The organism is Amycolatopsis sp. lyj-108, assembly GCF_046549005.1.
Classification (GTDB): Bacteria; Actinomycetota; Actinomycetes; order Mycobacteriales; family Pseudonocardiaceae; genus Amycolatopsis.
Genome location: NZ_JAJPWQ010000008.1, coordinates 308,018 through 323,844 on the forward strand (window position 1 = coordinate 308,018; position 15,827 = coordinate 323,844).

Genomic DNA, 15,827 nt, shown 5'->3' on the forward strand with positions numbered 1-15,827 from the left:
TTCGTTACGTACCGTCGCTTTTCGGTTGGCCCCGACCGACCACGCAACACCGGGAACCCGTAGCGCCGAGCCCTGTCCAACGGATTCCCGGACCCAACCCCGAGCGAAAGCATTTCCGGACAGGGACGAGGGGACAGAACCGACGCGGCGTGCGTCCGGTGAAGTCAGCCGGCCTGAGACGGCCGGTCAGGACCCGCGAGTCCTTCCCTCAGCACAGACTCGTAGGCGCAGGAAGCGAGATGTACTCACATGTCTTACCGAGGCAAGCACCGCAAGATGTCCGCCGCCACCCGTCACATCGCTCGCGTTGCCATTGCGGGCGTCGCGGTCGGCGCCCCCCTCGCCATCGCCGCGACCCCCGCGTCGGCGACCAACTGGGACGCCATCGCGCAGTGCGAGAGCAGCGGCAACTGGAACACCAACACCGGTAACGGCTACTACGGTGGTCTGCAGTTCTCGCAGAGCACCTGGCGCGCCTACGGTGGCACCGGCAGCGCGCACAACGCGTCGCGCGAGCAGCAGATCGCCGTTGCCGAGCGGGTCCTCCAGGGCCAGGGCATCGGCGCGTGGCCGCACTGTGGCAAGAAGGGCGGCTCCGCCAGCCCCGCCAAGGCCAAGTCGACCGCCCCGAAGGCCACCAAGAAGGTGACCCCGAAGAAGTCGACCGCTCCGGTCACCAAGCAGCAGGCCCCGGCCCCGGCCGCCGCCAATGTCGCGAACTCCAACCCGGCGGGTGACTACACCGTCGTGGCCGGCGACACGCTGTCCAAGATCGCCTCCAAGTTCAACGTCCAGGGCGGCTTCCAGAAGCTGCAGGACCTGAACAAGGAGTACGTGCCGAACGCCGACTTCATCGTCGTCGGCCAGAAGCTCGCCACCAAGTGAGCTCTTGAGCACCGGTAAGTCGTGATGCCCGCGGGATTCCCCGCGCGGCCACGTCACGACTGACAAGGCCCCACCGCGCCATTCCCCCGGCGGTGGGGCTTTGTCGTGTCCGGGGTCCGGCACCTCAGGCCCGCACCCCTCCTGTCCGCGTAGCCGGCGTGCAATGAAGGGGCCTTTCATTGCGGCGGCTTGCGGCTCGGTCACCCCTTACGGCGAGTTGACCCACTCGTCGCTGCCGTCACTGAAGTGCTGGTGCTTCCACACCGGCAGCCGCGCCTTGACCTCGTCGACCAGCTCCGAACAGGCAGCGAAGGCCTGTCCCCGGTGCTCGGCCGCGACGGCGCAGGCCAGTGCGACGTCCCCGATGGCCAGCGCGCCCAGCCGGTGACTGACAGCGACCGCGCGTACGCCCGTCCACTTTCCCGAGAGGTCCGAGACGACCTCCGCGAGCACGTCGGCGGCGCTGGGGTGGCCTTCGTAGGCGAGCCGTTCCACCGAACGCCCGCCGTCGTGGTCCCGCACGACCCCGCCGAAGGTGACGACGGCGCCCGCGGCCGCGTCGTCCACCAGCCGGGCGTGTTCCTCGACCGAAAGCGGCTCGTCGACCACCGCGGTCCGTGCGACCCGAACGCTCACTGCTGTGCCTCCCGTGGGTGGTCGCCGCCCGCCAGCTGGTCGACGGCGTGGTCGAGGATCCCGTCCAGTACGCCCAGGCCGTCCTTCACGCCGCCGCGTGAGCCGGGCAGGTTCACCACCAAGGTCCGGCCGGCGACGCCGGCGATCCCGCGTGAGAGCACGGCCGTGGGCACCTTGGGCAGTCCGGCGGCCCGGATCGCGTCCGCGACGCCGGGGAGTTCGTAGTCGAGGACGGCGCGGGTGACGTCCGGGGTGCGGTCCGTCGGCGAGATGCCGGTGCCACCGGTCGTCACGATCACCTGGACCCCGGCCGCGACGGCGGCGCGCAACGCTTCACCGACCGGCTCCCCGTCCTCGACGACCACGGGCCCTGGCACGTCCCAGCCGCGTGCGGCGAGCCAGTCCGTGATGACCGGACCCGTCGTGTCCTCGTAGACACCCTTCGCGGCGCGATTCGACGCCACGATCACCCGCGCGACGCGGTTCACGGCCGCTCCCAGGTCCCGGTCTTGCCGCCGTCCTTGCGGATCAGGCGGACATCGTCGAGGGTCGCCGCGGGATCGACGGCCTTGATCATGTCGTGCAGGGTCAGCCCGGCGACGGCGACGGCGGTCAGCGCCTCCATCTCGACGCCGGTCCGGTCGTTCGTCTTCGCGGTCGCGGTGATGTGCACGGCGGTCTCGGCGAGGGCGAACTCGACCTTCACCCCGGACAGCGCGATCTGGTGGCACAGCGGAATCAGCTCGGGCACCTTCTTCGCGCCCATGATGCCCGCGATCCGGGCGGTCGCGAGGGCGTCGCCCTTGGGGAGCCCGTCCGTCGCCAGCAGGCCGAGCACCTCGGCCGTGGTGTGCACGGTGCCGCCCGCCAGCGCGGTGCGGGCGGTGGGCGTCTTGCCGGAAACGTCGACCATACGGGCGGCACCCGTATGGTCGACGTGGCTGAGTTCACTCACGCCAAGCAGGCTAGTCCTCAGAACATCCGCTGCTTCGAGCGAACCTCGTCGAGCGCCTTCTCGCGTTCCTGCCGCTGCTCCGGCGTCATCGAAGCGAAGAGCCCTCCCTTGTCCGCGGCACAGGCCGTGTCGCGCGCGGGGCGCTTGCCTTCCACGAGGAACCGGTTGACGGCGTTGTTGCCGCAAGCGTTCTCGTCACTCAGCCAGACGCCGTGCCCGCCCTCGTCCACGGTCACGATCCGCGCCCGGTCACCGAGTGCGCGGCGCATCTCCTTGGCACCGCTCAGCGGAGTCGCCGGGTCACGCAGGTTCTGCACCATCAGGATGTTCGACGGTCCCCGGTCGCCGATCCGTACCGTCGGCTCGATCTGCTCGGACGGCCAGTACGCGCAGGCCCAGATGTTCGCCCCAGCCGCGCCGAACATCGGGTACTTCACCCGGTCCTTGGCAACGTTGCGCTGGTAGGTCGCGACGTCCTCCGGCCAGTTCGCGTCGTTGCAGACCACGTGCAACTGTCCGGACAGCAGCTGCGACACGTCGATCTGCGCCGTCTCGGCGGCCTGCTTCGAGACGCCTTCGCCATCGAACGCCTGCCACTGCTGCGCGAGCACCGGGAAGGACCTGGTCGAGTAGAGCGCGCCGAACGTGCCCATCCGGAACGCCGCGCCGTCCACGCCCGGGACCGCGCCGCCGTCGAGCTTGGCGGCGAGTTCGTAGAACTTCGCGGTCACCTGCTGCGGCGTGCGGCCCAGCCCGTAGCTCGCGTGCCGCGCCGCCGCCCATTTCGCGAAGTCCGGGAAGCGGTCCTCGAACCCCTCCGCCAGGCGACGCGAGGTGACCGGATCGAGCCCGCCAGGGCCGGTCACGCTGTCGATCACGACGCGATCGGTCTGCTGCGGGAACAACGTCGAGTACACGGCGCCCAGGTAGCTGCCGTACGAGACGCCGTAGTACGAGAGCTTCTTCTCGCCGAGGGCTTCCCGGATACGGTCCATGTCGCGGGCGGTGTTGGCCGTGGTGATGTACGGCAGGTTCGCGGCGGTCTTCGACTCACCGCACTGCTTCGCGATACCGGCCACGTACGTCGCCCGCTCGGCCACCGCCGCCGCGTCACGTGCGTATGGCGGCACGTTGCTCACCTGCTGCTCGGGCTTGAGATCGCAGGTGACCGGCGTGCTGCGCCCGATCCCGCGCGGATCGAACCCGATGATGTCGTAGGCGTCGAGCACGCTCGACGGCATACCCGCGGTCCTCAGCCCGGCGGGCATGGCCAGCCCCGGACCGCCGGGCCCGCCCGGATTCGTCAGCATGATCCCGCGCCGCTTCGCCGGCTTGGTGCTGGCGAGTTTCGACACGGCGATGTCGATGGTGGCGCCGTCGGGCTTCCGGTAGTCGAGCGGGACCTTCAAGGTGCCGCATTCGACGCCCGGCGCGGCCACGTCCTCCGGACACGGTCCCCAGTTCACCGGCGAAACCGCGGCGGACGCCGTGGCCGGTACGAGTACCGCCACGGTCACCGCCGCGGCCGTGAGTGTCCCGATTCTGCTCAGGACAGAGTGCTTCATCCCCAACCCCCGTCAAGATCGACTTCCTGGTCGGAATCGAGCCTATGAGCGGGCCAGGCGCGGAGTCGTCACCCTGAGGTCGGCCACGAGGTCGGCCTCAGTGATGACGAGGACTCCGAATGGAGCAAGGGAGATTTGGTATCACTTCGGGCGCGCTGCTTTGGCGGCCTTCTTGACGGCCTCGGCGACCGCGGGGGCGACGGCGCTGTCGAACACGCTCGGCACGATGAACGAAGCGTTCAGCTTGCCGTTGTCCACGACGTCCGCGATGGCGTCGGCGGCCGCGAGGAGCATCGAGTCGTCGATGTGGTGCGCCTGCGCGTCGAGCAGACCGCGGAAGACACCGGGGAACGCGAGCACGTTGTTGATCTGGTTCGGGAAGTCGCTGCGGCCGGTGGCGACCACGGCGGCGTGCTTCTGCGCTTCCAGCGGGTCGATCTCCGGGTCCGGGTTGGCCAGCGCGAACACGACGGCGTCGGACTTCATGGTCGCGACCTGCTCGGCCCCGAACAGGTTCGGCGCGGAGACGCCGATGAACACGTCGGCGCCGACGAGCGCCTCGTGCAGCGTGCCCGCCTGCTGCTCCTTGTTCGTGTGCTCGGCGATCCAGGTCAGGTTCTCGTCGAGGTTGCCCCGCGCGGAGTGCACGATGCCGTCGATGTCGGCGGCCACGATGTCACCCGGGTTCTTGCCGAGGATCAAGCGGATGATCGCCGAGCCCGCCGCGCCGACGCCGCTGACGACGATCTTGCAGTCTTCGATGTTCTTCCCGACCACGCGCAGGGCGTTGCGCAGCGCGGCGACCACGACGATCGCGGTGCCGTGCTGGTCGTCGTGGAACACCGGGATGTCGAGCTGTTCACGCAGGCGCTTCTCGATCTCGAAGCAGCGCGGCGCGGCGATGTCCTCGAGGTTGATGCCCGCGTAGACCGGCGCGAGCGCCTTCGCGATCATGATGATCTCTTCGGTGTCCTGGGTGTCCAGGCAGACCGGCCACGCGTCGACGTCGGCGAACTTCTTGAACAGCGCCGCCTTGCCCTCCATCACCGGGAGCGCGGCGGCCGGGCCGATGTTGCCGAGGCCCAGCACCGCGGAGCCGTCGGTGAGCACCGCGACGGTGTTGCGCTTGATGGTCAGGCTGCGCGCGTCCTCGGGGTTCGCCGCGATCGCCTGGCAGACGCGGGCGACGCCCGGCGTGTACGCGCGGGAGAGGTCGTCACGGTTGCGGAGCGCGACCTTGGGGGTGACCTCGATCTTGCCGCCGAGGTGGATCAGGAACGTCCGGTCGGAGACCTTGCGCACACGCACGCCCGGGAGCGAGTCCAGGGTCTGCGTGATGTCCTGCGCGTGGTTCTCCGACAGGGCGTTGGCGCTGATGTCGACGACGATCGACTCGGGGTGCGACTCGACGACGTCGAACGCGGTCAGCACCCCGCCGACCCTGCCGACGGCGGTCGTCAGGTCACCCGCCGCGGTGGACGACGCGGGGGCCTCCACCCGGACGGTGATCGAATATCCGGGACCGGGAACCGGCATGGCACTACCCCCGCTGAGGAACGCTCGAATAGGTCGATCGAAAACCTACTCCCGTGACGACCGCCACGGACCTTCGCAGGGGTAACCGGCGAGTAGCTTTTCTACCGGTTGATCTCGGTCTCGGGGTGCACGTAAGGCACGCTCTCGAGCGGGAAGGTCACGTCGCCGAACGGGGACAGCGCGCCCTGCCGATCGGACGCGAGCTCGGTGACGGGGTGCTCCCCGTCTTCACCGGGCCACGTGGGGTCGATGCCCGCGCGCTTCTTGTTATCGCCCTTCGCCACAACGTCCTCCAGAGCATGGTCAAGCCGTTCTCACGGGACAGTCTGCCCGAACGCCACTGGCGGGCCACCACCCGCCCGGTATCCTGGTCGTCTATGCCCGCGCCATCCCTGGCGGACTGGCTGCGCCAGGAGTCCGACGACGCTCTCGCCGCACTGCTGTGCACGCGTCGCGACCTGTCCACGCCACCCCCGTCCGACACCATCGTGCTCGCCACCCGGGCCGGCACGCCGGGCTCCGTCGCGCGTGCTTGCGAAGACCTCGACACCTTCACTCTCTCCGTCCTCGACGCTCTCCTGCTGGCCGGAGCGGACACCGATCCGGTCACCGCGGCCGAGGTCGCGCGGCTCGTCGGCACGAAGATCGGCGAGCCGCTGGCGCTGTTGCGCAAGCGGGCCCTGGTCTGGGGTGAGGACGACGCGCTGCGCGTCCCGCCGTCGGCCCGTGACGCGCTCGGCCCCTTCCCCGCCGGGCTCGGGTCGTCGTCGCCCTCGCTCGCCGGAACGGACATCGACGCCGCGCTCGCGGAGGTCGGCGAGGACGAACGAGCCCTGCTGACGACGCTGGCCGCCGGGCCGCCGATCGGCCGCACCCGCGACGCGTCGGCCGACGTCCCGCTGGAGCGGGCGCGGAACCCGGTCCAGCGCCTGCTCGCCCGTGGGCTGCTGCTGCGCCGGGACGACCAGACGGTCGAGCTGCCGCGTGAGATCGGGATCGCGCTGCGCGGCGGGTCGGTGTTCGACCCGGCGTCGCTGCGCGAACCGGAGCTCCCCACGCATCCGCATCAGCCGTCCACAGTGGACGCGACGGCGGCCGGCGAGGCGATGGAGTTCTTGCGCCAGACCGAAAGCATGCTTCGCGCATGGTCGGAAACGCCGCCGCCGGTGCTGAAGTCCGGCGGGCTCGGAGTCCGCGAACTGAAGAAGCTCGCCAAGGATCTCGACGTCGACGAGACACGGGTGACCCTGCTGGCGGAGATCGCCGTCGGCGCCGGGCTGGTGGCCGACAGCGAAGCGACCACGCCGGAATGGGTGCCGACGACGCTCACGGATTCATGGCTCGCGTCGCCGACCGCGCAGCGCTGGATGACGATCGCGCAGGCCTGGCTCGAACTGCCCCGGCTGCCCGGCCTCGCCGGCGGGCGGGACGCGAAGGACAAGCCGATCGCGCCGCTGTCGGAGGATCTGCGCCGTCCGCTGGCGCCAACGTCACGACGGCGGATCCTCCTCGCGCTCGCCGCGCTTCCCGACGGCGCGGGCGTGAAGAGCACCGACGAACTGGTCGCCGCGCTCGCCTGGCGCGCGCCGCGGCGGGGCGGGCGGCTGCGGGACGAGACCGTGCGCTGGACGATGGCCGAGGGGGCCGCGCTCGGCCTGATCGGGCTCGGCGGGCTCACCACGGCGACCCGGGCGCTGCTGGCCGAGGACCGGCCGGGAGCGGTCGAGGCGATGATCGACGCACTGCCGCGTCCGGTGGACCACGTCCTGGTCCAGGCCGATCTGACCGTGGTCGCGCCGGGTCCGCTGGAGGCCGAACTCGCGGCCGACATGACCGCCGTCGCCGACATCGAATCCTCCGGGCACGCGACCGTCTACCGGATCACCGAGACCTCCGTGCGGCGCGCGCTCGACACCGGGCGGACCGCGGGCGAACTGCACCAGCTGTTCACGACGCGGTCGGCGACGCCGGTGCCCCAATCGCTGAGCTACCTGATCGACGACGTCGCCCGGCGGCACGGGCGGCTGCGCGGCGGGGCCGCCGAATCATTCCTGCGCTGCGACGACGCGTCGCTGCTCGCCGAGGTCATGGGCAGCCCGGTCGCGACGGAGTACGGCTTGCGCATGATCGCGCCGACAGTGCTCATCAGCGCGTACCCACTCGCCGAAGTCCTCGACGCGCTCCGCGCCGCCGGGTTCGCTCCGGCCGCCGAAGGTCCCGACGGACGCGTCATGGACATCAGGCCTTCCGGACGTCGCCTGCCCGCGAAGGCGCGCGCCGCGCGCCGGGCCCCCGGAGAGCCTGCCGGGCTGACCGACGACCAGGTCGGCAAGATCGTCGCGCACGTCCGGGCCGGCGACGCCGCTTCGGCGCGCCGCCGGGGCGAGACGGTGCGCGCGCCACAGGGAGGCGGCGCCGGGGACACGTCCGCGACGCTGGCGCTGCTGTCCCAGGCCACCATGGAGCGCCGCGAGGTGTGGATCGGCTTCGTCGACTCACGCGGGACGGCGAGCCAGCGGGTGGTGCGGCCGCTGCGGGTCGGCGGCGGGGTCCTCGAAGGGACCGACCACGAGCGCTACCCGCTGCACCGGATCACGTCGGCCGCCCTCGTCGAAGACTGACGCGCTCCGCGATCACGACGTGCTTTGCCGCGACGACTGATCCGAACTGTGTTCGGAGCGTGACGTCGCGGACGTCAGGCGAGTCGCAAGGCCAGGTGCACCCGGGGCAGACCGGGACCCTGGCCTTACGCATGTCCGTCAGCAGTCCGTCTCGACGGCTATCTCGTGCACGAAATCCTCGATCAGCCGACAGTGGCCGGAGCCGCTGTCCTTCCTGGCCCTGATCGCACCGGCGACGAAGCGACTGATGCTCACCCCAAAGTAGTCAGATCGACTTCCCTTTGCCGGGCCGCAAGTCGGCGATCCGGGAGCCAGGTCCCCAATGTCGCATTGGAGACGCTCAGTGTCCCCAATGCGACATTGGGGACATCCGACCCGCGGCCGAGCCCGAGCCGACATCGCAAAGAGAGCGCGAAGCCCACGCAACTAGTCACCTACTTGCGTGCTGTTCGGAGCGCAAGTAGGTGACTAGTTGCGTGGGTCAGAGGGCGCGAAGGCCTTGAAGCACTCGCTCCATGAAAGCGCGCGAAGAAGAGTCGCCGAGGATCAGCTCCGTCTGGTGGATCAGCACCAGACCGGCGTCCGCCATGTCGCCGACGATCACCTTCACCACGCCCAGCGGCAGCCGCAGATGCGCGGCGATCTCCGCGATCGACCGGGTGTCCAGGCAGAGATCGCAGATCTGCCGGTGTTCGGGGGTCCGCACGCCGCGGTACCGGCGGCCGTCGTCGCTGGTCGACACCAGCGCCTCCAGCGCCAGGTCGTGCGCGGTGCGGGTGCGTCCGCCGGTGCGGGTGTAGGGCCGGACCCGCGAGCCCGGCGACGGCGGCATGTAGACCGAAGCGGGCGCGGCGTCGTCGGCGGTGACGCGCGGCGGCGGCGATTGGCGAAGGGGCGAAGGCATCGACGCCGGGGCGGGGGCAGGCGCGGGCGGGCGTCGCGGCATGACCGTGCTGATCGAGCTCAGCTCGAACCGGCTCGGGGAATCGAAGGCCTCGCGTTCGGTGCCCTGGTAGAGGGAGTCCCAGCCGGAGGGTTCCGGTTCGGTGAATCCGGTGATCTTCATCGGCGCTTACCCACGTACGCCGCCCTGCAGCTGCGCGCGCAGCTCGGGCGTGATCTGCTGGCCGACCCGCTCGACGAGCAGGGTCATCTCGTAGGCCACGGTGCCGATGTCACAGGTCGGCGCGGCCAGTACGGCGAGTGAGGAGCCGTCGGCGACCGACATGAGGAAGAGGTAGCCGCGTTCCATCTCGACGACGGTCTGGTTGACCCCGCCCGCGTCGAAGCAGCGGGCGGCGCCGGCGGTGAGGCTGATCAGCCCGGAGGCGACCGCGGACAGCTGTTCGGCCCGCTCCTGCGGCAGCCCTTCCGACGGCGCGAGGAGAAGACCGTCCGCCGAGACCAGCACGGCGTGCGCGGCACCGGGAACCCGGCGCGCGAAATCCGTGATGAGCCAGCCGAACGAGCTCTGCTGCTGTCCGGATGCCGTCACAAGTCCCTCCTCGCTGCGTCAAGACCACCTGGGCGGCGTGGTCCGGGCGACTCTCCCCGACCAGCACCGATCCCGGTACCGGCGGGCCGAAAGACGCCTCCACCCAGCGTATTCGTCCCGTCGATCGTGTCGAGCCCGCCACCCGGCCGACGGCGTTAACCGAACGTAAGCGTCCAGCCGCTCACCGCGTCGACCCATGGCGAACCACGCATTCGTGGGTCATCCCTTGGTGGCCGGATGCGACCGGGCGTGAATCGGTGTCCCCGCAGGTCACCGACGTTCCGATCACCCGATCGAATGCTGACCGCACCGGATCGCGTGAAAGGGATCGCCCCGCGTCCGCTCCGGTTGGTGGCGCCGCTCCCCGAAGCGGGTGAAGCCTGCCGAGTTCACTCCAACGGCCGCATCCGCTCAGGGGTTTCGTCCCTTTCAGCCCGCGCGCAACGCCGAATCGTGTGCGATGGCGTGCTGCACGACCGAGATCAACACCTGCTTGGCGGAGTCACGTTCCCGGGCGTCACAGGCCATGATCGGCACGGACGGCGAGATCGTCAGCGCGTGCCGGACGTCCTCGATCTGGTGGTGCAGCAGCCGGTCGAAGCAGTTGATCGCCACGACGTACGGCAGCTTCCGGTTCTCGAAGAAGTCGATCGACGGGAACGCGTCGGCGAGCCGTCGCGTGTCGACCAGCACGACGGCACCGATGGCGCCGACCGCGAGGTCGTCCCACATGAACCAGAACCGGTGCTGGCCCGGCGTACCGAACACGTACAGCACCAGATCCGAGTCCAGCGAAATCCGGCCGAAGTCCATGGCCACGGTCGTCGTCGACTTGTTCGGGGTGGCCGAATTGTCGTCGACGCCGGTACTGGCCTCGGTCATCATGGCCTCGGTGGTCAGCGGATCGATCTCCGAAACCGCTCCGACCAGCGTGGTCTTCCCCGAGCCGAATCCGCCAGCGACCACGATCTTGGCCGACGACGTCGGCCCGGCCACCTGCGGCGCATTCGCGTCGGAGTCAAATTCTCCGAAGCCCACTGAGCACCCTCTCCATGAACTCGATACTGGGCCGGTCACCAACGTTCTGGCTGGCAGTGTGCACCAGGACCAGGCCGAGGCCGGCCACGTCTCCGATCAGCACCCGGACCACGCCGAGCGGCAGGCGCAACAGCGCCGCGACTTCGGCGACGGACCGGGTGTCCAGGCAAAGGTCGCAGATCGACCGGTGTTCGGGGACGCGTACCCGGTCGAGCACACGTCCCTGTTCACTGGTCGAGATCAACGCCTCGATGGCAAGGTCGTACGTCGGCTTGGTCCGTCCCCGCGTGCGGAAGTACGGCCGGACCAGGCCGGATGATTCGACGTCGGTGGTGTACTGCTCGTCGACGTATTCGTTCTGTGCCTGCTGCGGCAGTGCCGCGGCGAGCGGATCCGCGGCGGCCGCGGCCGCCCGGCGTTCCTCCTCCTTGTCGAAGGAGAACTTGGCGAACTCGCCGGAATCGTAGAGCGGACCGCTGCCACCACCGAACAGTTCGGCCCCGGGTCCGCCGAGCAGGCGTTCCCGGTAGTCCGTGACGCTGAAATCGGCGGGTCCCTGTCCCGCGTTCGAATCGGTCAGCCAGCGGGAGGCCTCGTCCGGGGACACGGGGTCGTTGTCCGACCCCTGTGCCCGTCGCGATCGCCATTCGCGGTCGACCCGGTCCCGGAAGGACGTCCAGTCCTCCCGGCCGTCGTCACGTTCCGACCACCCGCCGGAGAAGTCGTCACCGAGCCGGCCATCGCCCCTCAAGCGCCCGTCGTCCACGGCATTCTCCTCGGTTCCCGGTCGCTCAGCGGCGGACCGACGCGCCCTGCAGCTGCGCGCGCATCTCCGGTGTCAGCTGTTGCCCCACCCGTTCCACCAGCAAGGTCATCTCGTAGACGACCAGGCCGATGTCACTCTCCGGCGATCCGAGGACCGCCAGACAGGACCCGTCGGACACCGACATCAGGAAGAGGAAGCCGTTGGCCATCTCGACCACCGTCTGCGCGACCGTGCCGCCTTCGAACACCTTCGCCGCACCGCGCGCCAGGCTCGTGAGCCCCGACGCGACCGCGGCCAGCTGATCGGCCCTGTCCTTGGGAAGTCCCTTCGAAGAGGCCAGCAGCAAACCGTCCGCCGACACCACCACGGCATGCGCCGCGCCCGGGACCCGGTGCACGAAATCCGTGATCAGCCAGGCAAAGCTGCTCGTGTGTCCTTTACCCTGCGCCTGGCCGCCAGGCTGCGCCGGACCACCCGGCTGCATCGCACCCGCCCGTGTCACTGTCACTCCTTACTGCTGTCATCGGCGGAGGAACCTCCGCCGGTCACCGGAACGCCGTTGTCATCCAGCGCGTCGATCGGACGATCCTTCAACGCGTGCCGTCCCGACTTGTAGCCCTGCTGGAAGCTTGCCATCCGACTCCTCGCCGCAGTCGCCGAGCGGGCGATCGCACCCGTTCCCGGCATTCCGGAGGTCTTGTCGGCGAACGAGTCTTCCTTCTTCGGCTCGTTCCCGCCGATCGAGCCGGGGACGAGGTACTGGTTCGGCACCCGTTTGGGCAGGCCCGCCGGGGTGATCTCGTCGTTCCGGTCTTCGTACAGGACCTGCGCCGCCTGCCAGCCGTCGTCCGACGCGCTGCGCCAGCCATTGTCTCCGAGCGCGGTCTCCGGCGGAACAGTCCGAGGGGTCCGAGTGGGCAATGCCTCTTCGGGAGTGTCGCCAGTGTCCCCGTCGTCGGGTTCCACCGTGTCGGCGGCGGTGTCGCGGGTCTGCTCGGGCAGGGCGGACTCGACCGGCTCCGTGTAGGTGGTCGGGGAGTCGGCGCCTGCCTCGTCGCCTTCGCTGAACCAACGGGACAGCACCGACTGGTAGATCGGCAGCCGCCGGGTGGGCACGTCGTCGTCGAGCGCGGACTTGCCTTCGTCCGAAGACCGCTCGGAAGCCGAAGACTCCGAGAACCCCACTGCCCTGTTCGGCGTTTCGACCGGGTTGTACTTCGGCTCCCGCTTCGGCAGCACCAGCGACGAGAACTGGGTCTCGGTGCCGCTGGAGGCGCCGTCGCCGTTCTGCGGCGAGATGTCGTCCGCCGTCGGCCACGCCGGGGTCTCCTCGGCGGGGACCGCCGGGCTGAGGAACGGTCCGGCCGCGTTCTTGCCCGCGACCAGGTCGTCGAGGCTGATCGGCTGGTCGAGCGGGACGAGCCCGCCCTGCTGCGCGATCGGTTGCGAAGCCGGCGGCTTCGACGGCGGCGGCGGGGTCATCTCCAGGCCGCGGTCGGAAGCGGAGATGTTCGGCAGCGACGTCGACATCTCGGACACCGACGGCATCGAAGGCATCGACGTTTCCGAGCGGTTCGACGGCGGCGGGGTCCGCACGCCGGGGCGCATCTGCGTGAGCAGTTCGGCGGGCACGACGACCCGCGCGATCACGCCGCCCTCGATGTCCTCGTTCTCCCGCAGCCGGACCTCGATGCCGTGGCGGCGCGCCAGGCGCGCGACCACGTACAGGCCCATCCGCCGGGTCACCGAGACGTCCAGGTCCGGCGGGTCGGCCAGGCGCTGGTTGACCTCGGCGAGCCGCTCCTCGGTCATGCCGACACCGTGGTCGGTGACCTGGATGGCGAGGGCCTTCTTGCGGGTGATCACCGCGCGGACGGTCACCTTCGTCTCCGGCTCGGAGAAGTAGGTGGCGTTGTCCAGCAGTTCCGCGAGCACGTGCACGAGGTCGTGGATCGTCAGGCCCTGGACGGCGACCTCGGGGACGATCCCGATCTCGATCCGGGCGTACTGCTCGATCTCCGAGACCGCGGCGCCGATGACGTCGGCGGCGGGCACCGGCTTGGGCACCGACTTCGCGAGACCGGCGCCCGAGAGCACCAGGAGGCTTTCACCGTTGCGGCGCAGCCGCGTGGCGAGGTGGTCGAGCTCGAACAGGCTGGCCAGGTGGTCCGGGTCCTGCTCGTCGGCCTCGAGCCGGTCGATCACGCCGAGCTGACGTTCCACCAGCCGCTGCGACCGGCGGGACAGGTTCACGAAGATGCCGTTGACGTTCTCTCGCAGGAGGGCCTGCTCGGCGGCCATCTTGACGGCCTGCGCGTGGACGACGTCGAAGGACCGCGCCACTTCACCGATCTCGTCACGCGAGGTGACCGGCACCGGCTCGACCGACCGCTTCGAGGCGTTGACCGGGTCCGGGTCGTCGAGGATCGCTTGCACGGTTTCCGGCAGTCGTGTGTACGCGACGTCGAGCGCGGTCTTCCGCAGGATCCGCAGCGGGCGCAGCATCAGCCTGGCGATGACGAGCATCAGGAACAGCGCCGCGAGCAGGGCCAGCAGCACGATCGCGCCGCCGATCCAGGCCGAGTTGATCGCGTCGGTCGCCAGTTCGTCGGCCTGTGCCCGCAGCTGGCCGAGGAGATTGGTCTCGACCGCGCGCAGTTTGTCCAGCGCGACCCGGCTGTCGTTGCCGAGCGCGACGTTGTCGATCGACGGCGGCTCGTTCTGCTGGTGCAGCGAGAACGCCATCGTGGTGATCCGGCGGCGGTCGTCGACCTCGGGGCCGGAGAAGGTGTCCGAGTAGAGCTGCCGCTGTTCGGGGCTGGCGTTGGCGAGGAAGGCCGCCGTCGAGGCGTCACCGCTCGCGACCGCCGACCGCGCCTGGTCGAACAGGTCGCCGGGGAACGAGGAGCGGAAGGAGGCGATCAGCAGCGCCGCGTCACCGCGGGCGATGAACTCCTTGCTCTCACTGACGGCCTGCACGGTCACGCCGAGCCGGAGCACGTCGCGGTTCGCCACCGCGGTCGTCACCTCGCGGCCGAGCTGGACCAGCGAGTCGAGGATGCCGGAGTAGGCGATGAGGACCGGGGTGTCGCCCAGCAGCGAGGTGTTCATCGCGCCGCGCAGCGGGCGCAGGGCGTCGAGCCGCTGCAGACCACGCGAATAACGGTCCCTCGTGTCCTGATCGTCCGGGTTGATCTGGTTCGCCGAAGCCCGCAGATCGTCGACCGCGCGGTCGACCTTGGAGATCTGCGCGTCGAGACCGGCTTGGCGCGACGGGTCACCGGAGGCGATCTTGGCGACGGCGAGCGCGCGTTCGCTCTGCAGCTCGTGCACCACGAGCGTGATCTTGTCGGCGAACGCGACCTGGTCGGCCGTGTCCTGGAACCTCGCCGCCTCGCCGCTGTCGTCGATCACGCGCAGCGTGCCGAGCGCGAGCGCGGTCAGCGTCGGGATGATCAGAACGGCCGCGAGCTTCGATCGCAGACGCCAGTTACGCAGGCCCAGGAACGACCCGGCCTTCCCGCCAGGACCGTCTCCGGTATCCCGCGCAGGGGCCCCTCCCACCCCCGCGGTGTCTTCGTTCGGCACCGCCGCACCACCATCATCTTCATCCGGGCCGGGAAAGCCCATTTTGGACATGCCGTACTGCTGCTGTCTGGGTCGGTTGTCGGAGACCACTATCCGCTCGCTCCCGTCACCCTGGAGGGGCGCGCACGGCGTGCGGGTCCACTCCTGGAAATGCGGAAGTCGTCTTTGACGCAGTCTCTCAAGTGCACTTGACCGAAACCCTGCCTGACGCCATTGGTCTATTCGGCCCAACCCGCCAGTGCGCGGGGACGCACCAGTGAAGCACGGACGTGTTCGACGTGTTCAACACAGAGTGCCTTGCACCTCGGGAAAGGTCCAGAGCGTTCGGCCATCCAAGGCACTCTCTTTCACTACATCAGTGGTCCACACCTCACTACCGGTGCATGAGGGTAGCGAACGGGAGGGCCAGATGTAACCCTTCGGTCAAGACGCGCAAGAAGACCCCGTACGGGTCTTGACCCGTTGGCGCTCAGTTGTCAACAAGTCCCCGCCGCGAACACGCCCCGTTGTGTTCACTTCTGACAAACAACCTGTTCGGGTGATCGTTACCACTTGGGATCATGGGATGACCACCCATTGTGAGCGCTGTGTCCGTTCTCTACAGTGGGCCCGTGACTCGACAAAGAGTCACTTCCGAATTCCACATCAGGCCACGTCATCACGTGTCCCTCCCTTGATCAGGAGCACCCCTTTGCTTGGCTCTGCAAGCTCGAAGAAGGCCTTGAGCGTCAGCCTGGGCCGG

General features: G+C 69.5%; 12 protein-coding genes and 1 pseudogene. 2 read left to right on the top strand and 11 right to left on the bottom strand.

The genetic code is table 11. The features are described 5' to 3' along the window. The first annotated feature begins 249 nt into the window (after nt 1–249). Nucleotides 250–885 carry a transglycosylase family protein gene (locus ACLJO0_RS28420; protein WP_125791375.1) on the top strand — a complete coding sequence of 212 codons (636 nt, stop codon included), beginning with the start codon at nt 250–252 and terminating at the stop codon, nt 883–885. Nucleotides 886–1,092: 207 nt separating this feature from the next. Here ACLJO0_RS28420 and ACLJO0_RS28425 read toward each other — a convergent pair. The 5 genes and pseudogenes from ACLJO0_RS28425 to ACLJO0_RS28445 form a co-directional block, all read right to left on the bottom strand. After that, nucleotides 1,093–2,009: pseudogene (locus ACLJO0_RS28425) on the bottom strand (molybdenum cofactor biosynthesis protein MoaE). Next, the gene (gene moaC, locus ACLJO0_RS28430) at nt 2,006–2,476 is read right to left on the bottom strand and encodes a cyclic pyranopterin monophosphate synthase MoaC (RefSeq protein ID WP_396563245.1); all 471 of its coding nucleotides are present in this window, start codon (nt 2,474–2,476) and stop codon (nt 2,006–2,008) included. The pseudogene ACLJO0_RS28425 and the gene moaC overlap by 4 nt, the downstream one beginning before the upstream one ends. A 17-nt stretch (nt 2,477–2,493) precedes the next feature. Then, nucleotides 2,494–4,041: an alpha/beta hydrolase gene (locus ACLJO0_RS28435; RefSeq protein ID WP_410581640.1), complete on the bottom strand. Its 1,548-nt coding sequence runs from the start codon at nt 4,039–4,041 to the stop codon at nt 2,494–2,496. Nucleotides 4,042–4,182: 141 nt separating this feature from the next. Then, a complete protein-coding gene (locus ACLJO0_RS28440; RefSeq protein WP_410581641.1) occupies nt 4,183–5,577 on the bottom strand; it encodes an NAD-dependent malic enzyme in 1,395 nt (464 codons plus the stop codon). 101 nt (nt 5,578–5,678) lie between these two features. Beyond that, nucleotides 5,679–5,861, bottom strand: a complete 183-nt coding sequence (locus ACLJO0_RS28445; protein WP_007033389.1) for a hypothetical protein — start codon at nt 5,859–5,861, stop codon at nt 5,679–5,681. Between the two features lie 93 nt (nt 5,862–5,954). Here ACLJO0_RS28445 and ACLJO0_RS28450 point away from each other — a divergent pair, with 93 nt between their 5' ends. Further along, nucleotides 5,955–8,198: a helicase-associated domain-containing protein gene (locus ACLJO0_RS28450; RefSeq protein WP_410581642.1), complete on the top strand. Its 2,244-nt coding sequence runs from the start codon at nt 5,955–5,957 to the stop codon at nt 8,196–8,198. Nucleotides 8,199–8,679: 481 nt separating this feature from the next. Here ACLJO0_RS28450 and ACLJO0_RS28455 read toward each other — a convergent pair whose 3' ends face one another. The 6 genes from ACLJO0_RS28455 to ACLJO0_RS28480 form a co-directional block, all read right to left on the bottom strand. Beyond that, nucleotides 8,680–9,264, bottom strand: a complete 585-nt coding sequence (locus ACLJO0_RS28455) for a DUF742 domain-containing protein (protein ID WP_410581644.1) — start codon at nt 9,262–9,264, stop codon at nt 8,680–8,682. A gap of 6 nt (nt 9,265–9,270) precedes the next feature. Then, nucleotides 9,271–9,693 (bottom strand): roadblock/LC7 domain-containing protein, encoded by a 423-nt coding sequence (locus ACLJO0_RS28460; protein ID WP_020631857.1) that lies wholly within the window; start codon nt 9,691–9,693, stop codon nt 9,271–9,273. Nucleotides 9,694–10,122: 429 nt separating this feature from the next. Further along, complete coding sequence (locus tag ACLJO0_RS28465; protein ID WP_125782100.1) at nt 10,123–10,731, bottom strand: GTP-binding protein; 609 nt, start codon at nt 10,729–10,731, stop codon at nt 10,123–10,125. After that, the gene (locus ACLJO0_RS28470) at nt 10,712–11,497 is read right to left on the bottom strand and encodes a DUF742 domain-containing protein (RefSeq protein WP_125782102.1); all 786 of its coding nucleotides are present in this window, start codon (nt 11,495–11,497) and stop codon (nt 10,712–10,714) included. Before ACLJO0_RS28470 ends, ACLJO0_RS28465 begins: the two co-directional genes overlap by 20 nt. Nucleotides 11,498–11,522: 25 nt before the next feature. Next, nucleotides 11,523–11,981: a roadblock/LC7 domain-containing protein gene (locus tag ACLJO0_RS28475; protein WP_085939650.1), complete on the bottom strand. Its 459-nt coding sequence runs from the start codon at nt 11,979–11,981 to the stop codon at nt 11,523–11,525. Between the two features lie 20 nt (nt 11,982–12,001). Further along, a complete protein-coding gene (locus ACLJO0_RS28480) occupies nt 12,002–15,136 on the bottom strand; it encodes a nitrate- and nitrite sensing domain-containing protein (protein ID WP_410581646.1) in 3,135 nt (1,044 codons plus the stop codon). Nucleotides 15,137–15,827 lie beyond the last annotated feature (691 nt).